This window comes from Blastococcus sp. TBT05-19 (assembly GCF_003319095.1).
In the GTDB taxonomy this organism is placed as follows: Bacteria; Actinomycetota; Actinomycetes; order Mycobacteriales; family Geodermatophilaceae; genus Blastococcus.
In genome coordinates this window covers 221,029-241,021 of record NZ_QOHI01000007.1, presented here as the reverse complement: position 1 = coordinate 241,021, position 19,993 = coordinate 221,029, and the positions used below count along the sequence as shown (strand labels likewise).

At 72.4% G+C, this 19,993-nt stretch carries 22 protein-coding genes; 21 read left to right on the top strand and 1 reads right to left on the bottom strand.

The features are described 5' to 3' along the window. Window positions 1–11 precede the first annotated feature (11 nt). The 21 genes from thrB (at window position 12) to DQ244_RS18040 (ending at window position 19,343) form a co-directional block, all read left to right on the top strand. Window positions 12–953 carry a homoserine kinase gene (gene thrB, locus DQ244_RS18135; protein WP_113812891.1) on the top strand — a complete coding sequence of 314 codons (942 nt, stop codon included), beginning with the start codon at window positions 12–14 and terminating at the stop codon, window positions 951–953. A gap of 239 nt (window positions 954–1,192) precedes the next feature. Beyond that, window positions 1,193–3,295: a transcription termination factor Rho gene (gene rho, locus DQ244_RS18130; protein WP_113812890.1), complete on the top strand. Its 2,103-nt coding sequence runs from the start codon at window positions 1,193–1,195 to the stop codon at window positions 3,293–3,295. 135 nt (window positions 3,296–3,430) lie between these two features. Further along, window positions 3,431–3,667 carry a 50S ribosomal protein L31 gene (gene rpmE / locus DQ244_RS18125; protein ID WP_113812889.1) on the top strand — a complete coding sequence of 79 codons (237 nt, stop codon included), beginning with the start codon at window positions 3,431–3,433 and terminating at the stop codon, window positions 3,665–3,667. Between the two features lie 108 nt (window positions 3,668–3,775). Beyond that, window positions 3,776–4,858, top strand: coding sequence for a peptide chain release factor 1 (prfA, locus tag DQ244_RS18120; protein WP_113812888.1), 1,083 nt, complete (start codon window positions 3,776–3,778; stop codon window positions 4,856–4,858). Then, window positions 4,855–5,715: a peptide chain release factor N(5)-glutamine methyltransferase gene (gene prmC / locus DQ244_RS18115; RefSeq protein WP_113812958.1), complete on the top strand. Its 861-nt coding sequence runs from the start codon at window positions 4,855–4,857 to the stop codon at window positions 5,713–5,715. Before prfA ends, prmC begins: the two co-directional genes overlap by 4 nt. Then, window positions 5,715–7,181 carry a protein kinase domain-containing protein gene (locus tag DQ244_RS18110; RefSeq protein WP_113812887.1) on the top strand — a complete coding sequence of 489 codons (1,467 nt, stop codon included), beginning with the start codon at window positions 5,715–5,717 and terminating at the stop codon, window positions 7,179–7,181. The genes prmC and DQ244_RS18110 overlap by 1 nt, the downstream gene beginning before the upstream one ends. 46 nt (window positions 7,182–7,227) lie before the next feature. Then, the gene (locus DQ244_RS18105) at window positions 7,228–7,869 is read left to right on the top strand and encodes an L-threonylcarbamoyladenylate synthase (RefSeq protein ID WP_199580468.1); all 642 of its coding nucleotides are present in this window, start codon (window positions 7,228–7,230) and stop codon (window positions 7,867–7,869) included. 94 nt (window positions 7,870–7,963) lie between these two features. Continuing rightward, entirely contained in the window at window positions 7,964–9,268 is a 1,305-nt protein-coding gene (gene glyA / locus DQ244_RS18100) for a serine hydroxymethyltransferase (protein WP_113812885.1), read from the top strand. A gap of 3 nt (window positions 9,269–9,271) precedes the next feature. After that, window positions 9,272–10,495 carry a glycosyltransferase family 4 protein gene (locus DQ244_RS18095; protein WP_113812884.1) on the top strand — a complete coding sequence of 408 codons (1,224 nt, stop codon included), beginning with the start codon at window positions 9,272–9,274 and terminating at the stop codon, window positions 10,493–10,495. Window positions 10,496–10,562: 67 nt separating this feature from the next. After that, complete coding sequence (locus DQ244_RS18090; protein WP_147251559.1) at window positions 10,563–11,003, top strand: hypothetical protein; 441 nt, start codon at window positions 10,563–10,565, stop codon at window positions 11,001–11,003. Then, on the top strand, window positions 11,000–11,251 hold the full coding sequence (locus tag DQ244_RS18085) for a hypothetical protein (protein ID WP_113812882.1): 252 nt from the start codon (window positions 11,000–11,002) through the stop codon (window positions 11,249–11,251). Before DQ244_RS18090 ends, DQ244_RS18085 begins: the two co-directional genes overlap by 4 nt. 85 nt (window positions 11,252–11,336) lie before the next feature. Beyond that, window positions 11,337–12,119 carry a F0F1 ATP synthase subunit A gene (gene atpB, locus DQ244_RS18080; RefSeq protein ID WP_199580467.1) on the top strand — a complete coding sequence of 261 codons (783 nt, stop codon included), beginning with the start codon at window positions 11,337–11,339 and terminating at the stop codon, window positions 12,117–12,119. Window positions 12,120–12,202: 83 nt separating this feature from the next. Further along, complete coding sequence (locus DQ244_RS18075) at window positions 12,203–12,409, top strand: ATP synthase F0 subunit C (protein WP_104525021.1); 207 nt, start codon at window positions 12,203–12,205, stop codon at window positions 12,407–12,409. Between the two features lie 26 nt (window positions 12,410–12,435). Further along, window positions 12,436–13,050 carry a F0F1 ATP synthase subunit B gene (locus DQ244_RS18070; protein WP_113812881.1) on the top strand — a complete coding sequence of 205 codons (615 nt, stop codon included), beginning with the start codon at window positions 12,436–12,438 and terminating at the stop codon, window positions 13,048–13,050. After that, on the top strand, window positions 13,050–13,868 hold the full coding sequence (locus DQ244_RS18065) for a F0F1 ATP synthase subunit delta (protein WP_113812880.1): 819 nt from the start codon (window positions 13,050–13,052) through the stop codon (window positions 13,866–13,868). The genes DQ244_RS18070 and DQ244_RS18065 overlap by 1 nt, the downstream gene beginning before the upstream one ends. Window positions 13,869–13,917: 49 nt before the next feature. Beyond that, window positions 13,918–15,552, top strand: a complete 1,635-nt coding sequence (atpA, locus tag DQ244_RS18060; protein ID WP_113812879.1) for a F0F1 ATP synthase subunit alpha — start codon at window positions 13,918–13,920, stop codon at window positions 15,550–15,552. Between the two features lie 3 nt (window positions 15,553–15,555). Beyond that, a complete protein-coding gene (locus DQ244_RS18055) occupies window positions 15,556–16,542 on the top strand; it encodes a F0F1 ATP synthase subunit gamma (RefSeq protein ID WP_113812878.1) in 987 nt (328 codons plus the stop codon). 44 nt (window positions 16,543–16,586) lie between these two features. After that, window positions 16,587–18,032, top strand: coding sequence for a F0F1 ATP synthase subunit beta (atpD, locus tag DQ244_RS18050; protein WP_113812877.1), 1,446 nt, complete (start codon window positions 16,587–16,589; stop codon window positions 18,030–18,032). Window positions 18,033–18,241: 209 nt separating this feature from the next. Continuing rightward, entirely contained in the window at window positions 18,242–18,412 is a 171-nt protein-coding gene (locus DQ244_RS19480; protein ID WP_158544612.1) for a hypothetical protein, read from the top strand. Between the two features lie 111 nt (window positions 18,413–18,523). Beyond that, the gene (locus DQ244_RS18045) at window positions 18,524–18,913 is read left to right on the top strand and encodes a F0F1 ATP synthase subunit epsilon (RefSeq protein ID WP_113812876.1); all 390 of its coding nucleotides are present in this window, start codon (window positions 18,524–18,526) and stop codon (window positions 18,911–18,913) included. A 28-nt stretch (window positions 18,914–18,941) separates the two neighbouring features. Next, window positions 18,942–19,343: a DUF2550 domain-containing protein gene (locus tag DQ244_RS18040; protein WP_113812875.1), complete on the top strand. Its 402-nt coding sequence runs from the start codon at window positions 18,942–18,944 to the stop codon at window positions 19,341–19,343. Window positions 19,344–19,354: 11 nt separating this feature from the next. On the opposite strand, the gene DQ244_RS18035 is transcribed toward DQ244_RS18040, so the two are convergent. Continuing rightward, on the bottom strand, window positions 19,355–19,963 hold the full coding sequence (locus tag DQ244_RS18035; RefSeq protein ID WP_113812956.1) for a cob(I)yrinic acid a,c-diamide adenosyltransferase: 609 nt from the start codon (window positions 19,961–19,963) through the stop codon (window positions 19,355–19,357). Window positions 19,964–19,993: the final 30 nt, after the last annotated feature.

Here is a 19,993-nt window from a genome sequence, read left to right as displayed (position 1 = left end):
GTGGTCCTGCCGTGACGGCGCCGGTCCGGGTCCGGGTACCTGCCACCAGCGCCAACCTCGGTCCGGCGTTCGACTGCGCCGGCCTGGCGCTCGCCCTCCACGACGTGCTCGAGTTCTCGGTCGAGCCGTCGGGGCTGGCGGTCGAGGTCGGCGGGATCGGCGCGGGTGAGCTGCCGCTGGACGAGTCGCACCTGGTCGTCCGCGCCTTCCGCGCGGCGTGCGACGAGCTCGGGTGGTCGCCGTCGGGTCTGCGCGTGGTCGCGGACAACGGCATCCCGCAGGGGCGGGGGATGGGTTCCTCCGCCGCGGCCGTGGTGGCCGGGGTGCTGGGCGCCTGGGCGCTCCGCCCCGACGTCGAGGCCATCGACGGGAACGCCGTGCTCCGGCTGACCACCGCCATGGAGGGGCACCCGGACAACGTGGCCGCCTGCCTCCTGGGCGGCCTGACCCTGTCCTGGACGGGGGAGACCGGCGTCGGCGCGGACAGCCTGCCGGTGCACGGCGACGTCATGCCGGTCGTCCTCGTGCCGGACGCGACGCTGTCGACGGAGGTCGCGCGGGGGCTCCTGCCCGACGTCGTGCCGCACGCGGACGCCGCGTTCAACGCCGGCCGGTCCGCGCTGCTGGTGCACGCCCTCACCTCGGGGAGCCTGCTCATGGAGGCGACCGAGGACCGGCTGCACCAGCGCCAGCGGGCCACGGCGATGCCGGCGTCCCTCGCGGTCATCGAGCGGCTGCGGGCCGCGGGCCACGCCGCCGTCGTCTCGGGTGCCGGGCCGTCGGTGCTGGTGCTCGCGCGACGCACCGTCCGCTCGGCGGACCAGCCGCCCGGCGCCGAGGAGCTGCGCGACGTGACGGCGTCGGTCCCGGAGGGCTGGACGGTGCTCCCGCTGGACGTCGACCCCACCGGGGCGCGGGTGTCGCGTGGGACGGCCCAGGTATCGTCTCGATAACGGGGAAGACGCGGGAAACCACCGGTGTTGTCTCGGCTGTGAGCTGCGTTTAGGCTCACGGCGTAGCCGCCCACTCGGGCGAGCCTCGCGCGGGGCCGAAGCAGTTCGAACCTCTTCGCCGCTGATCCGCCTCGCATCTTCTCCACCTGATCCTCCGTGCGCCCGCCCTCCGGCCGGCCGACGAGGACCGGGCCCCCTGCGCTCAGACGGCGCAGGTCACCGCAGGGAAGGACCTGTACGTGAGCGAAACCACCGACCTCGTCGCGACCGGCGCATCGGACGCCTCCGGCGAGGGCACTGCCGCTTCTGGGACGACGGGCCGACCCCGTCGCCGCGGCAACGGGCTGGCCGGCATGCTGCTGCCCGAGCTCCAGCGCCTGGCCGCCGAGCTGGGCATCTCCGGCACCGGCCGGATGCGCAAGAGCGACCTCGTCGCCGCCATCTCCGAGCGCCAGGTCGACGGCCCCGACTCCGCGGCCCCCGCGCCGCGCGCCGAGACCGCATCCACCGGCGGCGCCGACACCGCCCGCGGTGCGGCCGCGACCGCCGCGCCCCTCGAGGCCCCCATCAGCGGTGGCGCCAACGGCGGCCCGCTGACCGGCGACGCGCCGCCCGCGCGCACCCGCCGGGGTGCCAGCCGCCCGGCCGGTTCGCCGACCGAGGCGCGCACGGCCGAGACCGCGCCGGCCGAGGGCTCCGCGCCCGTCGACCCGCAGACCACCGCCGACGGCGAGGCCGACGCCGAGCAGCGCGACGGCGACCGCCCGCAGCGCAACCGCAACCGCAACCGCGGCGACCGGGACGGCAACCGCGGGGACCGGGACGGCAACCGCGAGAACGGTGACCGTGCCGAGCGCGGCAACCGCGAGAACGGTGACCGCGCCGAGCGCGGCAACCGCGACGGTGGCGCCCGTGACGGCAACCGCGACGGCGGTGCTCGTGACGGCAACCGTGACGGCGGGGGGCGCGACGGCAACCGCGGTCCCGACCGCGACCGCAACGAGCGCGGCAACCGTCCCGACAACCGCACCGACGGCGGGCGCGCCGACGCCCCCCGCAACGACCGGGGCAACGGCCCGGCCGAGGACGAGGACGACGACTTCGAGGGCGGCCGCGGTCGCCGGGGTCGTCGCTACCGCGACCGCAACAAGCGCGGCACCGGCCGGGAGCGCTTCGACCAGGGCGAGCCGACCGTCAGCGAGGACGACGTCCTGCTGCCCGTCGCCGGCATCCTGGACGTGCTGGAGAACTACGCGTTCGTCCGCACCTCCGGCTACCTGACCGGGCCCAACGACGTCTACGTCTCGCTGTCGCAGGTGCGCCGCTACGGCCTGCGCCGCGGTGACGCCATCACCGGCGCGGTGCGCCAGCCCCGCGAGGGCGAGCGCAAGGACAAGTACAACGCCCTGGTGCGGCTGGACACGGTCAACGGTCTGGACCCCGAGCAGGCCCGCAACCGCCCGGAGTTCACCAAGCTGACCCCGCTCTACCCGCAGGACCGCCTGCGGCTGGAGACCGAGCCGCACCTGCTGACCACCCGTGTGATCGACCTGGTCATGCCGATCGGCAAGGGGCAGCGCGCGCTCATCGTGTCGCCGCCCAAGGCCGGCAAGACGATGGTGCTGCAGTCGCTGGCGAACGCGATCACGACGAACAACCCCGAGTGCCACCTGATGGTCGTCCTGGTCGACGAGCGTCCGGAGGAGGTCACCGACATGCAGCGCTCGGTGAAGGGCGAGGTCATCGCCTCGACCTTCGACCGGCCGCCGTCGGACCACACCACGGTCGCCGAGCTCTCCATCGAGCGGGCCAAGCGCCTGGTCGAGATGGGCCACGACGTCGTCGTCCTGCTGGACTCGATCACCCGCCTGGGCCGCGCCTACAACCTGGCGGCCCCCGCCAGCGGGCGCATCCTCTCCGGTGGTGTCGACTCCACGGCGCTCTACCCGCCCAAGCGCTTCCTCGGTGCTGCCCGCAACATCGAGAACGGCGGCTCGCTCACGATCATCGCCTCGGCGCTGGTCGAGACCGGCTCCACGATGGACACGGTCATCTTCGAGGAGTTCAAGGGCACGGGGAACGCGGAGATCAAGCTGGACCGCCGCCTGGCGGACAAGCGGGTCTTCCCGGCGGTCGACGTCAACGCGTCGGGCACGCGCAAGGAGGAGATCCTCATGTCGCCCGACGAGCTGGCCATCGTCATCAAGCTGCGTCGGGTGCTCGCCGCGCTCGAGCCGCAGCAGGCGCTGGAGCTGCTGCTGGAGAAGCTGAAGAAGACGCGCAACAACGTCGAGTTCCTCATGCAGATCCAGAAGACGACGCTGGGTCCGGACAAGGACTGAGACCCGGACGGTCGACCGGTCTCCCGATCTGGGAGACTGGTCGACCGAGCCCCGCGGGCGCGGCCGGAAATAGCCGTCCGGCCCCCGGCGTTGACGCACACCGAACGACACAGACTCCGCAGAAGAGGCGCAGCCATGAAGCCCGACATCCACCCGGCCTACAACGTCACCACCGTGACCTGCGGTTGCGGCAACACGTTCCAGACCCGCAGCACCAGCCCGACCGGTCAGCTGACCGTCGAGACCTGCTCGGCCTGCCACCCCTTCTACACCGGCAAGCAGCGCATCCTCGACACCGGTGGCCGCGTCGCCCGCTTCGAGAAGCGGTTCGGCAAGCGTGCCGCTGCCGGCGCCGAGACCGCCGACAAGTAGCCACTCCGACGGCGCCCGTCCCACCTCGCGGTGGGGCGGGCGCCGTCGTCATGTCCGCACCCATACCGGGCCAAAATGGCCATTTTGGCCCTCCTGTCGGAGGTCTGCGTGAGCACGAGCACCGAGACGTCGGCGGCCGACCGGCTGGCCGGGCTGCTCGCCGAGCACGCGCGGTTGGAGCAGGAGCTCGCCGACCCCGCGGTGCACGCCGACCAGTCGCGTGCCCGCCGGATGGCCCGGCGCTACGCGCAGCTCGCCCCGCTGGTCGAGACCTCGCGCGGGCTGGACCAGGCCCGCGACGACCTCAGCGCCGCCCGGGAGCTCGCCGCCGAGGACGCGTCCTTCGCCGCCGAGGCCACCGCGCTCGAGCAGCGGATCGAGGAGCTCACCGGCCGGTTGCGCGAGCAGCTGCTGCCCAAGGATCCCGACGACGACAAGGACGTCATCCTCGAGATCAAGGCGGGGGAGGGGGGCGCGGAGTCCGCGCTCTTCGCCGGCGACCTGCTGCGCATGTACCTGCGGTACGCCGAGCGCCGGGGCTGGTCGACCGAGGTGCTCGACGCCGTGGACGCCGAGCTCGGCGGGTACAAGGACGTCGCCGTGGCCATCAAGTCCCGCACCGACGAGGGCATCTGGTCGCGGCTGAAGTTCGAGGGCGGCGTGCACCGGGTGCAGCGGGTCCCGGTGACCGAGTCGCAGGGCCGCATCCACACCTCGGCGGCCGGCGTCCTCGTGCTGCCGGAGGCCGAGGAGGTCGACGTCACGGTCGACCCCAACGACCTGCGCATCGACGTCTTCCGCTCCTCGGGCCCCGGCGGGCAGAGCGTCAACACCACCGACTCCGCCGTCCGGATCACCCACCTGCCCAGCGGCATCGTGGTCAGCTCGCAGAACGAGAAGAGCCAGCTGCAGAACCGGGAGTCCGCACTCCGGGTGCTGCGCTCCCGGCTGCTGGCCGCGGCCCGCGAGGAGGCCGCCGCGACCGCCAGCGACCAGCGCCGCAGCCAGGTGCGGACCATGGACCGCAGCGAGCGGGTGCGCACCTACAACTTCCCGGAGAACCGGATCGCCGACCACCGGGTCGGCTACAAGGCGCACAACCTCGACGCGGTGATCGACGGCGACCTCGACGCGGTGATCGACGCCCTGGCGTCCGCGCACACCGCCGAGCTGCTGGCGGCCGGGTCCTGAACACCCGCGCGCTCCTGACCGAGGCTACCCGGCGGCTCGCCGACGCGGGGGTGGAGTCGCCGCGGGTCGACGCCGAGCTGCTGCTGGGTCACGTCGTCGGCCGCGCGCGGGCGGGTCTGGTCACCCTCGACGAGGTGGACGACGACGCCGCGGCCCGCTTCGCCGCGCTGCTCGACCAGCGCGCCGACCGGATACCGCTCCAGCACCTGACCGGCCGCGCCGCCTTCCGGCACCTCGAGCTGTCCGTCGGGCCCGGGGTGTTCGTCCCGCGGCCGGAGACCGAGCTGCTGGTGGAGTGGGCGCTCGAGCGGCTGGCCGGGCTCGACGGCCCGATCGTGGTGGACCTCGGCAGCGGATCGGGCGCCATCGCCCTGTCGATCGCGCACGAGCACCCCGGAGCCCGCGTGACCGCCGTCGAGCGGGACCCCGGCGCGATCGAGTGGACCCGGCACAACGCCCTGGAGCGGGTCGGGAAGAAGGACACCCCGGTGGGCGTCGTGGCCGGTGACATGACCGACCCGGCGCTGCTGGGGGAGCTCGACGGCCGGGTCGAGGTCGTCGTCTCCAATCCGCCCTACGTGCCCGACGGTGCCCGCGTGCCCCGTGAGGTCGCCGACCACGACCCGCCGCTGGCGCTGTGGGGAGGGCCCGACGGCCTGGACGTCGTCCGGGGCATGCTGTCGGTGGCCGCGCGGCTGCTGCGACCCGGCGGGTACCTGGGCATCGAGCACGCCGACCAGCAGGGGATCGCGCTGCCCGCGCTCGTCCGGGCGCACGGCGCCTTCACCGAGGTCGAGGACCACGTGGATCTCGCCGGCCGCCCACGGTTCACGACCGCTCGACGCACGGAGGGCTGATGCACCCGGACCTGCTCGCGAACCGGTACCGCCTCACGTCGCTGATCGCCGGCGGCGGCATGGGCCAGGTGTGGCGCGGCCACGACACGCTGCTCGACCGCCCGGTCGCGGTGAAGGTGCTCCGCGAGCAGTACGCCGGCGACGCCACCTTCCTGACGCGGTTCCGGGCCGAGGCCCAGCACGCCGCGCTCCTGACGCACCCGCACATCGCTGCGGTGTTCGACTACGGCGAGGTCCCGGCGACCCCGCACGCGCAGTCGTCGGCCTACCTCGTGATGGAGCTCGTCGACGGGGAGTCGCTCGCCGACCTGCTCGCCCGCGAGCACCGGCTGGACGCCGCCCGGACCGTCGACATCCTGGACCAGGTCGCCGACGGGCTCGCCGCCGCGCACGCGGCCGGGATCGTGCACCGCGACATCAAGCCCGCCAACATCCTGGTCACCCCGCAGGGGACGGTGAAGATCACCGACTTCGGGATCGCGCGCTCGGCGGCCAGCGTCGCGGTCACCGGGACCGGTCAGGTCGTCGGGACGGCGCACTACTTCTCCCCGGAGCAGGCCGCCGGCGGTCAGGCGACCCCGGCCAGCGACGTCTACGCGCTCGGCGCGGTGGCCTACGAGTGCCTGGCCGGACGCCGCCCCTTCGAGGCCGAGAACCCGGTCCAGATCGCCGTCATGCACATCCGCGACGAGCCGGCGCCGCTGCCGATGGGCGTCCCGGCCGGGGTGCGCACGCTCGTCGAGCAGGCCATGGCGAAGGACCCGGCTGCCCGCTACCCCGACGGCGCGGCGCTCCGGGACGCCGCCCGCCGGCTGACCGCGGGACTGCCCACCTCGCCGGCGCGGCGGGCGCCCACCGCGGTGCTGCCCGTCCCGGGGTCGGGGACGCAACCGATCCGCGCCGTGGCCGCACCCGCAGCCCGTGGACGCCGGCGCTGGCTGATCCCGGCGCTGGTCGCCGCGGCCGTCGCGCTGATCGCCGTCGCGGTCCTCGTCACCGTGCTCCCCACCGGGTCCGGCACCCCGTCCTCCGGGACCACGCCGACGTCGGCGACACCGGAGGGGATCGAGGTGGTCGCGGCCGACCTCGTCGGACGCCCCGTGCGCGAGGTGCAGGCCGACCTCGTGGGGCGCGGCCTGCGCGTGGAGCTCGTCCCGGTGGAGGCCGGTGACGTGCCGGCCGGCGACGTCACCGCCGTCGAACCGGAGGGAACGCTCGCCCCCGACGACCTCGTGCGGCTGTCCTACGCCGTGCCACCGGTGCCGGTGCCCGCCCCGGTGGAGCAGCCCGGCGGGAACGGCGAGCGGGGCGAGGACGAGTCGAAGAAGCAGGAGGAGGCGGCGAAGAAGCAGGAGGAGGAGGCGAAGAAGCAGGAGGAGGAGGCGAAGAAGCGGGAGGAGGAGGCGAAGAAGCAGCAGGAGCAGCAGCAGAAGGAGGAGGAGAAGGGCGAGGAGGGCGATGACTGACGCCGGGTCCGCGCGACGTCCCGCACCGATGACAGACTCGGCACCCGTGGCCGACATCTACGACTGCTCCGACCCCGAGGCCCGGACCGCCGGGCTGGACGCCGCCGCCGCGGCGATCGCCCGCTCCGAGCTGGTCCTGCTGCCCACCGACACGGTCTACGGCGTGGCCGCCGACGCCTTCGCCCCGGCCGCTGTGACCGGGCTGCTCGCGGCGAAGAACCGCGGTCGCGGCATGCCGGTGCCGGTCCTGATCGGCGAGGCGTCGACCCTGGCCGGTCTGGTCCTGCGCACGCCGGAGGTCGCCACCCGGCTGGCCCAGGAGTTCTGGCCCGGAGGGCTCACCCTCGTCGTCGAGAACGCGCCGTCGCTGGCCTGGGACCTCGGCGACGCCGAGGGGACCGTCGCCGTCCGGCTGCCCGACGACGAGCTGACCCGCGACCTGCTCCGCCGGACCGGCCCGCTCGCCGTGTCCAGCGCCAACCGCTCCGGCCGGCCCGCGGCCACCACCGCGCAGGAGGCCGACCAGCAGCTGGGCGCCCACGCCGCGGTCGTGCTCGACGGCGGCCCCCGGGACAGCTCGGCGGCCAGCACCATCGTCGACTGCACCGGCCCGAACCCGCGCGTCCTGCGCGTCGGCGCCGTCTCGGTGGAACGCCTCCGCGAGGTCGTCCCCGAGATCACGGACTAGCGCGCGGGCAGTGTCATAGTGGGTCTCTGACCGCCGCGCCGCCCGAGCCCGGGTACCGCGGGCGCCCGCACCGACGTTCTGGAGTGCGACCGAGATGAGCACGCCCTACTGGGGGCCGGACTTCGACGCCCTGGCCGCTTTCGATCCCGACATCGCCGGGGTGGTCACCGACGAGCTCGACCGGCTGCGCGGCGGGCTGCAGCTGATCGCCAGCGAGAACTTCACCAGCCCCGCCGTCCTGGCCGCGCTGGGCAGCACGCTGTCGAACAAGTACGCCGAGGGCTACCCGGGACGCCGGTACTACGGCGGGTGCGAGGTCGTCGACCGCGCCGAGGAGATCGGCATCGCGCGGGCCAAGGAGCTGTTCGGCGCCGAGCACGCGAACCTGCAGCCGCACTCCGGGGCCAACGCCAACCTCGCCGCCTACGGCGCCTTCCTCTCGCCCGGTGACACCTTCCTGGGCATGGCGCTGCCGCACGGCGGCCACCTGACCCACGGCACGAAGGTCAGCTTCAGCGGCAAGTGGTTCAACGCCGTGCAGTACGGGGTCGACGAGAAGACCGAGCACATCGACTACGACCAGGTGCGCGACCTGGCCCGCGAGCACCGGCCCAAGCTCATCGTGGCCGGGGGCTCGGCGATCCCGCGGCTGATCGACTTCGCGGCGTTCCGCGAGATCGCCGACGAGGTCGGCGCGATCTTCATGGTCGACGCCGCGCACTTCATCGGCCTCGTCGCGGGCAAGGCGATCCCGAGCCCCGTGCCCTACGCCGACGTGGTCACCTTCACCACGCACAAGGTGCTGCGCGGCCCCCGCGGTGGCGCGATCGTCTGCAAGGCCGAGCACGCCAAGGCGATCGACAAGTCGGCCTTCCCGATGATGCAGGGCGGGCCGCTGATGCACGCCGTCGCGGCCAAGGCGGTGAACTTCAAGGAGTGCCTGCAGCCCGGGTACCAGGCCTACGCGCGCCAGGTCATCGCCAACGCGCAGGCCCTCACCGAGGGGCTGGCGGACGAGGGTCTGCGGCCGGTGGCCGGGGGCACCGACACCCACCTCGCGCTGCTGGACCTGCAGGGGACCGGCGTGACCGGTGCCGACGCCGAGGCCCGGTGCGGTGCCGCGGGCATCGTGCTCAACAAGAACGCGATCCCCTTCGACCCGCAGCCGGCGTCGGTCGCCTCCGGCATCCGGGTCGGCAGCCCGGCGGTCACCACCCAGGGCATGGCCGAGCCGGAGATGAAGTCGATCGCCTCGCTCATCGGGACCGCGATCCGCGACTCCGACGGCAGCCGGACGGCGGAGGTCGCCGCCGGTGTCCGCGAGCTGGTCGGCACCCACCCTGCTTACCCCCACCCGACCCGACCGACTGCCCACCCCGAGCCCGCACGGACCGCCTGAGCCGTGCGCGAATACGTCGTCGTCCTCCTCACCGCGGCGCTGGTCACCTTCCTGGCCACGCCGGTGGTGCGGATGACGGCGATCCGGCTGCGGATGATGGCGGCGCCGCGGGAGCGCGACGTGCACGTCATCCCGACGCCCCGGGGCGGCGGCATGGCGATGTACCTCGGCGTCGTCGCCGCCATCCTGGTCGCCTCACGGCTGCCGAACCTGCAGCGCACGTTCGACGACTCCCAGGCCTACGCCGTGCTCGTGGCGGGCGGGCTGATCTGCCTGCTCGGCGTGCTGGACGACAAGTGGGGCCTGGACGCCCTGACGAAACTCACCGGTCAGATCGCCGCAGCCGGGGTCATGGTCCTGCTCGGCGTGCAGCTGGCCTACGTCTTCCTGCCGGTCGCCGACATCGGGACGATCTCCCTGGGGCCCGACGTCGGTGTCCCGGCGACCATCCTGCTCACCGTCCTGGCGGTGAACGCGCTCAACTTCATCGACGGGCTGGACGGCCTGGCGGCGGGGGTCTCGGCGATCGCGGCGCTGGCGTTCTTCGCCTACAGCTACAGCCTGGCCCTGGACGGCTACGTCGAATCGGCCAGCGCGCCGGCGCTGATCACCGCCGTCCTGGCCGGGGCCTGCCTGGGCTTTCTGCCGCACAACTTCAGCCCGGCCCGGATCTTCATGGGCGACTCCGGCTCGATGTTGGTGGGCCTCATGCTGTCGGCGGCAGCGGTGAGCGCCACCGGGGGAGTGGACGCCCAGTCCTTCGGCTCGGCGGCCAGCCTGCTGCCGCTGACCCTTCCGCTGCTGGTGCCGGTGGCGGTGCTCTTCATCCCGTTCACCGACCTGGTGCTGGCGGTCTTCCGGCGGACGCTGCGCGGGCGGTCGCCGTTCGCGCCGGACAAGATGCACCTGCACCACCGGCTGCTCTCCATCGGCCACTCGCACCGGCGGGCGGTCCTCGTCATGTACTTCTGGGCCGCGCTGCTCTCCTTCGGCGCCGTCGGCCTGTCGATCACCGGCGGACGGGCCGAGCTCCTGGTCGTGATCGCGGTCCTGCTCGTCGTCGGCGTGGTCGTGGTGCTGAGCCCCCGGGCCCGGCGGGCCGCGCGCGAGGCGCGGGCCGCGGAGCTGGAGGCGCAGCGCCGGAAGAGCCGGGCCGACCACCCCACGGCCCGCGTGCGCCGGGCCGGCGCCGAGCCGCCGTCCGCGGTCGGCGGCGCCCCCCGCTGAGCCCGGCCGGGGCGGCCGCCGTCCCTGCTCCCTGCCGGTGGCGGGGCGACGCCGGATACGGTAGGGCGTGACTCCTGAGCCCCGGGCCGCCGACAGACCCGACCCCTACGGCGCCATGCTCCGCGGTGGCGCCGTGCCCTCGATCGCCGTCGCCGTCATCGCGATCGTGGTGTTCACGCTGGTCGACGGGTCGCTCGGCTTCGCCGGCAGCGCGCTGGCGTCCGCTCTCGTGGTGCTGAGCACCGTGTCGACGATGCTGATCCTGCGGAAGATGGCGGGCCTGGACCCGCGCGTGGTCTTCATGGGCGCGATGGTCAGCTACTTCTTCAAGGTCATGCTGCTCGGCGTCTTCCTGATCCTGTTCCGGAACGCGGACTGGTTGTCCCCGATCGCCTTCGCGGTCACGGCGATCGTCGTGTCGCTGGCCGGCACCATCGGCGAGATCGTCGCGTTCACCCGCGTCAAGACCTACATCTACGACGAGCCCGCTCCCGGGATCCGGTCGTGACCGACGGCACCGGCGAGCGTCCCCGCAAGGAGCCGCCGGTGCACCACCAGATGGTCGCCGGCGCCCACCTGCGCCAGGGCTGGGACGCGATGGGCACGCTGCTGTCGGCGATGCTGGTGTTCGGGCTGCCGGCCTGGTGGATCAGCGAGGCGACCGGCCAGGTGTGGGTGCTGCCCGTGGCGCTGGTGCTGGGCATGGCCGCCGCGATCTTCAGCATCTGGGTCCGTTACAGTGACCGGGGCCTGTGAGGATCGGGAGCTGCGCCGTGCGCGCGCATCCGGTGTCCGGGCCGCCGGCTTGCACCCAACCGCAGTTCCTGACGGAGGCTGAGTAGTGACGACCGTGGTCTCGGCCGCCGAGGAGTTCGTCCCGCCGAGCGCGCCAGATTTCTGGCAGCCGCTGGTCGGCGAGGGCGCCTTCGCCATCACGCGCAGCATGATCGTGATGGTGCTGGTCACCATCGGCCTCGCCGTCGTGATGATGGTGACGACCCGCCGCCTGTCGGTGGTCCCGGGCCGTGGGCAGTTCCGGCTCGAGGGCATGTACGGCCTGGTCCGCAACTCGATCGGCCGCGACATCATCGGCTCGGCGCACTTCAAGCCCTACATCCCGCTGCTGTTCACGCTGTTCACGCTCATCCTGGTGAACAACCTGATGGGCATCATCCCGCCCGTCCAGTTCCCGACGATGAGCCGCATCGGCTTCCCCCTGGCCCTCGCGCTCGGGGTCTACGTCGTCTACCTGGTCGCCGGCGTCCGCCGCCGCGGGATCGGGGGCTTCCTCAAGAACCTGGTGCCGAGCGGCCTGCCGCTGTTCGTCGTGCCGGTCGTCTTCCTGCTCGAGCTGGTCACCTTCCTGGTCACCCGCCCGGTCACGCTCACGCTGCGGCTCTTCGGCAACATGTTCGCCGGCCACATCCTGCTGCTGCTGTTCGCGCTCGGTGGCGAGTACCTGCTGCTCCACGGCGAGGGCCTGCTGAAGCTGGTGTCCATCCCGGCCTTCCTGATGTTCCTCCTCTTCAGCGCGTTCGAGATCCTGATCGCGTTCCTGCAGGCCTACGTCTTCATCCTCCTGGCCTCGATCTACATCGCCGAGGTCTACGCCGACGACCACTGATCGTCTGCGGGCACGCCCCAGAACTGCACCACCCATGTGCGCCACCCGGCAGCACAGACCGACCGAGAGGAACGGAAAAACCCATGGAAGGCAATCTTGCGATCATCGGCTACGGCCTGTCGGCCATCGGGCCGGGCGTGGGCATCGGCCTGATCTTCGCTGCCTACGTGAGCGGCGTGGCGCGTCAGCCCGAGACCCGCGGCGTGCTGCAGACCATCGCCATCCTGGGCTTCGTGCTCTGTGAGCAGCTGGCCATCTTCGGCATCGCCCTGGCGTTCGTCTTCTCGTGACCCGAGGACCGGAAGGAGCACCCGAGATGGGGGCTATCGACGACGCGGCCGCTGTGCTGGCCGCCGAGAGCGGCGAGGGTGGTTTCTGGGAGTCGACCTACCCGGTCATCCCGCACCCGGGTGAGCTGATCGTCGGCATCATCTCCTTCGCTGTCCTGTACTTCCTGTACAAGCGCTTCGTGGTCCCGCGCCTCGAGGCCATGCTGGCCGAGCGCCAGCGCACCATCGAGGGCGGCATCGAGCGGGCCGAGGCCATGCAGGCCGAGGCCAAGGCCGCTCTCGAGCAGTACAAGGCGCAGCTGGCGGAAGCCCGCAACGAGGCCGCGCAGATCCGCGACGCCGCCCGCGCCGAGGGGCAGCAGATCATCGAGGAGCTGCGCACCCAGGCGCAGGAGGAGTCGGCTCGCATCGTCGCCCGCGGCGAGGAGCAGATCGCCTCGGCCCGTCAGCAGGTCGTCAACGAGCTGCGCGGGCAGATCGGCGCGCTCGCCGTCGACCTGGCCGGTCGCGTGGTCGGGGAGTCCCTCGCCGACGACGCCCGTCGTCAGGGCACGGTCGACCGGTTCCTCGACCAGCTCGACGGGATGAGCACCGACGGTGGTCGCGGCCCCGCCGTGACCGTGCCGGAGGGCAACCGCTGATGGAGGCATCCAGCCGGGTGGCGCTCGTCCAGGCGCGCGAGCGCCTGTCCGAGCGCACCCAGGGAGCTGCCGGCCCGGACCTGCTGGCGCTGGCCGACGAGCTGTTCGCCGTCGCCCGGCTGCTGCAGGCCCAGCCGTCGCTGCGCCGGGCGCTGGCCGACCCCTCGGGCAAGCCCGAGGAGCGTGCGGCGCTGGCCGAGCGGCTGTTCTCCTCGCGACTGCAGCCGGCCGCCCTCGACGTCCTCTCGGTCACGGTGCGGCAGCGCTGGTCGCGGCCGCTGGACATGGTGGAGGCCGCGACGACGCTGGCCACCGAGGCCGCGCTCGACGCCGCCGACGCCCGCGGTGAGCTGGACGACGTGGAGGACGAGCTCTTCCGCTTCGGCCGGATCGTCGCCGGCGACCAGGGGCTGTCGCGGATCCTCAGCGACCGCACCGGGTCCGCGGAGGGCAAGTCCGCGCTCCTGGACCGGCTGCTGTCGGGCCGGGTCAGCCCGGTGACCGAGCAGCTGCTCCGGAACGTCCTGACCGGTTCGCACGTCGGAACGGCCGGGGTCGCGATCGAGCGGCTGTCCGACGTCGCCAGCCGGCGTCGTGGGCAGTCGATCGCCCGCGTGACGACGGCCACGGCGCTGACCGCCGCCCAGGAGCAGCGGCTCGCCGACGCGCTGGGCCGCCTCTACGGACGGACCATCGGCTTGCACGTGACCGTGGATCCCACGGTGCTCGGCGGGCTCCTCGTCCAGGTGGGCGACGAGGTCATCGACGGCACGATCGCCCACCGCCTGGAAGCTGCCCGCCGGCAGCTGGCCGGCTGACCGCCCACACTCCACAGACACGACCCCGCAGGGAAGAGGACTCAGAGCCATGGCCGAGTTGACGATCTCCGCAGACGAGATCCGCAGTGCCATCCAGAACTACGTCACCGAGTACTCGCCCGACGTATCCCGGGAAGAGGTCGGGATCGTCACCGAGGCCGGTGACGGCATCGCGCGTGTCGAGGGCCTGCCCTCGGTCATGACCAACGAGCTGCTCGAGTTCGAGAGCGGTGTGCGTGGCCTGGCGCTGAACCTCGACGTGCGCGAGGTCGGCGTCGTCATCCTCGGTGACTTCTCCGGCATCGAGGAGGGCCAGCAGGTCCGCCGGACCGGCGAGGTCCTCTCGGTGCCCGTCGGCGACGGCTACCTCGGCCGCGTCGTGGACCCGCTCGGCAACGCGATCGACGGCGGCGGCGCCATCGAGACCACCGGCCGCCGCGCCCTCGAGCTGCAGGCCCCCACCGTGGTGCAGCGCCAGTCGGTGCACGAGCCGATGCAGACCGGCATCAAGGCCATCGACGCCATGACGCCGATCGGCCGTGGCCAGCGCCAGCTGATCATCGGTGACCGCCAGACCGGCAAGACCGCGATCGCCATCGACGCGATCATCAACCAGAAGGAAGCCTGGGCGACCGGCGACCCGGCGCAGCAGGTCCGCTGCATCTACGTCGCCGTCGGCCAGAAGGGCTCGACGATCGCCTCGATCCGCTCGGCCCTCGAGGACGCCGGCGCGATGGAGTACACGACCATCGTCGCCGCCCCGGCCTCGGAGGCCGCGGGCTTCAAGTACATCGCCCCCTACACGGGCTCGGCCATCGGCCAGCACTGGATGTACGAGGGCAAGCACGTCCTCATCGTGTTCGACGACCTCACCAAGCAGGCCGAGGCCTACCGTGCGGTGTCGCTGCTGCTCCGCCGCCCGCCGGGCCGCGAGGCCTACCCCGGCGACGTCTTCTACTTGCACTCCCGCCTCCTGGAGCGCTGCGCGAAGCTGTCCGACGAGCTGGGCGCCGGTTCGATGACGGGTCTCCCGCTCATCGAGACCAAGGGCAACGACGTGTCGGCCTACATCCCGACCAACGTCATCTCGATCACCGACGGGCAGATCTTCCTCGAGACGGGTCTGTTCAACTCCGGCGTCCGCCCGGCCATCAACGTCGGCATCTCGGTGTCCCGCGTCGGTGGCTCCGCGCAGATCAAGGCGATGAAGTCGGTCGCCGGCCGCCTGCGCCTGGACCTGGCCCAGTTCCGCGAGCTCGAGGCGTTCTCCTCGTTCTCCTCGGACCTCGACGCGTCCAGCCGGGCCACCCTGGACCGCGGCCAGCGCCTGGTCGAGCTGCTCAAGCAGGGGCAGTACTCGCCGTACTCGGTGGAGCGCCAGGTCGTCTCGCTCTGGCTGGGCACCACCGGCCGGCTCGACCGGGTCGCCGTCGGCGACGTGCGCCGGTTCGAGAGCGAGTTCCTCGACTTCATCGCTCGCGGCGACAACGGCATCCTGCCGTCGATCAGCAGCAGCAAGAAGCTCGAGGACGACACCGTGAGCAGCCTGGAGCGGGCCGTCGAGGCCTTCTACGGTCAGTTCACGACCTCTGACGGCGAGTCGCTCGTGAACGAGCCCGAGGCCGAGGCCATGGACGCCTCGGAGCGGGGTCAGGAGCGCGTCCAGGTCAAGAAGAAGGCCTGACCCGTGGCCGGTAACCTCCGCGCGCTGCGGCGCCGCATCCGCTCCACGCGGTCGACGAAGAAGATCTTCTCGGCCCAGGAGCTGATCGCCGGCGCCCGCATCGTGCGCGCCCAGGCCCGGGTGGAGGCCTCGAAGCCCTACGCCCGGGAGATCACGCGCGTGCTCTCGGCGCTGGCCTCGTCTGCGTCGCTGGACCACCCGCTGCTCACCGAGCGGGAGAACCCCAAGCGGGCCGCGGTCCTCGTGATCACCTCCGACCGCGGGTTCGCCGGCTCGTACAACGTGAACGTGCTGCGGCGCACCGAAGAGCTGCTGGGCCTGCTCCGGCAGGAGGGCAAGGAGCCGGTGCTCTACGTGGTCGGCCGCAAGGGCGAGACCTACTACCGGTTCCGCGAGCGCGACGTCGAGCAGACGTTCACCGGCTTCTCGGAGCAGCCCGGGTACGCCGACGCGCAGGAGGTCGGCCAGGCCCTCATCGAGGCCTTCACCTCCGGTGAGGACGACGACCACGACAACGGAGCCGGCGGCTCCGCTGGTCCTGATGGCATCGCCGGTGTGGACGAGCTGCACATCGTCTTCACCGAGTTCCGGTCGCTGCTCGCCCAGGTCCCGGTCGCCAAGCGGATGGCTCCGCTGGAGGTCGAGGAGGTCGAGGAGTTCGACTACGAGCGCGAGGACCGCGAGCAGGGCGTCGCGAAGGACGACGGGCTGCAGGCGGCCTACGAGTTCGAACCGTCGGCCGAGGGGCTGCTCGACGCCCTGCTGCCGAAGTACGTCACGACCCGCATCTACGCGGCGATGCTGGAGGCCGCGGCCTCCGAGTCGGCGTCCCGTCGGCGGGCGATGAAGTCGGCGTCGGACAACGCCGAGGAGCTGGCGAAGAACCTCTCGCGCCAGGCCAACCAGATCCGCCAGGCAGACATCACGCAGGAGATCAGCGAGATCGTCGGCGGCGCCGACGCTCTGGTGTCCTCCGGCGCCAACGACTGACCCCCGAACGAACCCCCGAGCCCCAGGGCAGGAGAGCACTACAGATGACCGTCACCGAGGACCGTCCGTCCACCCAGCAGACGCAGGCCACCGGCCGCGTCACGCGGGTCACCGGGCCGGTCGTCGACGTCGAGTTCCCCCGCGACGCGATGCCCGACCTGTTCAACGCCCTGAAGGTCGACGTCACGCTCGCCGACCTCAGCAAGACGCTGACCCTCGAGGTCGCGCAGCACCTCGGCGAGAACGTCGTCCGCACCATCTCGATGGCGCCGACCGACGGCCTCGTCCGTGGCGCCGAGGTCTCCGACACGGGCAAGCCGATCTCGGTCCCCGTCGGTGACGTCACCAAGGGCCACGTGTTCAACGCCCTCGGCGAGTGCCTGGACACCCCCGGCCACGCCGAGGACGCGCTGCACTGGGGCATCCACCGCCAGCCGCCGCGGTTCGACCAGCTCGAGGGCCGCACCGAGATGCTGGAGACCGGCATCAAGGTCATCGACCTGCTGACGCCCTACGTGGCCGGCGGGAAGATCGGCCTGTTCGGTGGTGCCGGCGTCGGCAAGACGGTCCTCATCCAGGAGATGATCCGTCGCGTCGCGCAGGAGTTCGGTGGTGTGTCGGTGTTCGCCGGTGTCGGCGAGCGCACCCGTGAGGGCAACGACCTCATCACGGAGATGACCGAGTCCGGCGTCATCGAGTCCACCGCGCTGGTCTTCGGCCAGATGGACGAGCCGCCGGGCACGCGTCTGCGCGTCGCGCTCTCCGCGCTGACGATGGCGGAGTACTTCCGCGACGAGCAGAACCAGGACGTGCTGCTCTTCATCGACAACATCTTCCGGTTCACCCAAGCCGGCTCGGAGGTGTCGACCCTGCTGGGCCGCATGCCGTCGGCCGTGGGTTACCAGCCGACGCTGGCCGACGAGATGGGTCAGCTGCAGGAGCGGATCACCTCGACCCGGGGTCGTTCGATCACCTCGATGCAGGCGATCTACGTGCCCGCCGACGACATCACCGACCCGGCGCCGCACACGACCTTCGCGCACCTGGACGCCACGACGAACCTGTCGCGGCCGATCTCGGAGAAGGGCATCTACCCGGCCGTGGACCCGCTGGACTCCACCAGCCGGATCCTCGACCCGCAGTACGTCGGCGAGGAGCACTACTCCATCGCCCAGCGGGTGAAGCAGATCCTGCAGCGCTACCAGGAGCTGCAGGACATCATCGCGATCCTCGGCATCGACGAGCTCGGCGAGGAGGACAAGGTCACGGTCAACCGGGCCCGGCGCATCGAGCGCTTCCTCTCGCAGAACATGTTCGTGGCCGAGGCCTTCACCGGTCAGCCCGGATCGTTCGTGCCGCTGTCGGAGACCCTCGAGGCGTTCAAGGCGCTCACCGAGGGCAGCTACGACCACCTGCCGGAGCAGGCATTCTTCATGTGCGGTGGCCTCGAGGACCTCGAGCGCAACGCCGACAAGCTCAAGAAGAGCTGAGCTCCCAGCACGTCACGGCGTCGGCCGGATCCCCGCGAGGGGGTCCGGCCGTCGCCGTTCCGGGGCACTGAGGGCGCGATCCCATCGCCCGATCGGGTGATTCCGGTCGGCCGTCCCTGCGTGGGCAGCCGTGAGCTGCCGACCATCTCCGCAGGCGCGCCCGCGCAACGGGCGCCGGATCGAGGGGCGACGTGGAGCGGGACAGCAGGGTGCTGCGATCCCCGGAGCGGGGCAGCCGGGACTGGACCTGGCCGCCGTACGCCCCGGTCACGATCGCCGACCCGGGTTTCGACACCGAGGGGTGGGCGCCGTCGACGTGCGTCCGGCACCCGTGGGTCCGCGTCGGGCGCTGGACGCTGCTCTACCGCCGCTCCGCGTAGGACGGCGCGCTCCGCAGCACCCGGGCCGGGGCCGCCCTGCGACACGCCGCTATTGTGGACCCATCCGCCGTCGGCTCACGGGCCGCCGGACCCTGGACCCCGAGGAGTGTCGTGGCGACCCTGCAGGTCGAGTTGGTGGCCGTCGAGCGCAAGATCTGGTCCGGCGAGGCCACGACCGTGATCGCCCGCACCACCGAGGGCGAGCTGGGCATCCTGGCCGGCCACGCGCCCGTGCTGGCGCAGCTGGCCGACGGCGGCGTCGTGACGATCCGGACCACCGAGGGCGAGGACCTGGTCGTCGCCGCGCACGGTGGCTTCCTCTCCATCACCGGGGAAGGCGTCTCCATCCTGGCCGAGACGGCGGAGATCTCCTCCGAGATCGACGTGGAGCGGGCCCGCGAGGCCCTGCGCCGCGCCGAGGGCGAGAAGGACGACCCCGACGCGCAGGCCGCTGTGCGCCGCGCGCAGTCCCGGCTGAGGGCTGTCGGCGAGAGCGTCTGATCCGGGCGGGGCGCGGCGGTAGCACGACATGACCACGGCCCTGCTGATCCTGGTCGGCGTCCTGCTGCTGCTGGTCGTCGTCGTCTTCCTGCTGCGCCGCCGGTTCCTGCTGTCCGGGCTGGGTGCGGTCACCATGTGGCTCCGCCCGGTCGGCTCACCGCGCTGGTCGGTGGGCGTCGCCTGGTACGGCGGCGACGCGCTGCTCTGGTACCGCGCGCTGTCGCTCTCGGTGCGTCCTCAGCACCGACTCTGCCGGGCCGAGTTCCGGGTGCTCTCGCAGCGCTCGGCCGGCCGGGACGACCTGGCGCTCCCCGGCGACGTCGTCGTGCTCGAGTGCAGCACGGCGGCGGGTGCCCGGGAGCTGGCCATGGAGCCCTCGACCCTCACCGGCTTCCTGTCCTGGGTCGAGTCCGCCCCACCGGCTGGCTGAGCGCGGCGGGGTCAGTTCCCGCTGCTCGCGGCCCGCTGCTTGTGCACGCCGCTGTGCGCGCCGGGCTCCCAGAGGATGTCCCCGTCCGGGTTGGCCACCCGCGACAGGATGAACACCAGGTCCGAGAGCCGGTTGAGGTAGCGCGCCGTCTCGGCGTTGGTCTGCTCGGGCTCGGCCTCCAACAGGGCCCAGACGCTCCGCTCGGCCCGCCGGACGACGACGCGGGCCTGGTGCAGCAGCGCCGCGGCGGGGGTGCCGCCCGGCAGGATGAAGCTGGTCAGCTTGGGCAGCGTCTCGTTGTACGTGTCGCAGGCCGCCTCGAGCCGCTCGGTGTACTCCGCGGTGATCCGCAGCGGCGGGTAGGCCGGGTTCTCCGCGATCGGCGTGCACAGGTCGGCGCCGATGTCGAAGAGGTCGTTCTGGATGCTGCGCAGCAGGTCGGCGATCTCCGCATCGACCTGCCCCAGCGCCAGCGCGACGCCGAGGACGCTGTTGGCCTCGTCGACGTCGGCGTAGGCGACCAGCCGCGGATCGGTCTTCGCGACCCGGCTCATGTCGCCGAGGTGGGTCTGACCGGCGTCACCGGTCTTCGTGTAGATGCGGGTCAGCCGGACGGTCATGGGTGGAGCGTAGGCGGCGGCCGCCCGCGC

Coding starts and splice junctions, on each gene's coding strand:
- rpmE (WP_113812889.1), top strand. CDS start 3,431: ATGAAGCCCGACATCCACCCGGCCTACAACGTCACCACCGTGACCTGC.
- DQ244_RS18110 (WP_113812887.1), top strand. CDS start 5,715: ATGCACCCGGACCTGCTCGCGAACCGGTACCGCCTCACGTCGCTGATC.
- glyA (WP_113812885.1), top strand. CDS start 7,964: ATGAGCACGCCCTACTGGGGGCCGGACTTCGACGCCCTGGCCGCTTTC.
- DQ244_RS18075 (WP_104525021.1), top strand. CDS start 12,203: ATGGAAGGCAATCTTGCGATCATCGGCTACGGCCTGTCGGCCATCGGG.
- DQ244_RS18070 (WP_113812881.1), top strand. CDS start 12,436: ATGGGGGCTATCGACGACGCGGCCGCTGTGCTGGCCGCCGAGAGCGGC.
- DQ244_RS18065 (WP_113812880.1), top strand. CDS start 13,050: ATGGAGGCATCCAGCCGGGTGGCGCTCGTCCAGGCGCGCGAGCGCCTG.
- atpA (WP_113812879.1), top strand. CDS start 13,918: ATGGCCGAGTTGACGATCTCCGCAGACGAGATCCGCAGTGCCATCCAG.
- atpD (WP_113812877.1), top strand. CDS start 16,587: ATGACCGTCACCGAGGACCGTCCGTCCACCCAGCAGACGCAGGCCACC.
- DQ244_RS18040 (WP_113812875.1), top strand. CDS start 18,942: ATGACCACGGCCCTGCTGATCCTGGTCGGCGTCCTGCTGCTGCTGGTC.
- DQ244_RS18035 (WP_113812956.1), bottom strand. CDS start 19,963: ATGACCGTCCGGCTGACCCGCATCTACACGAAGACCGGTGACGCCGGT.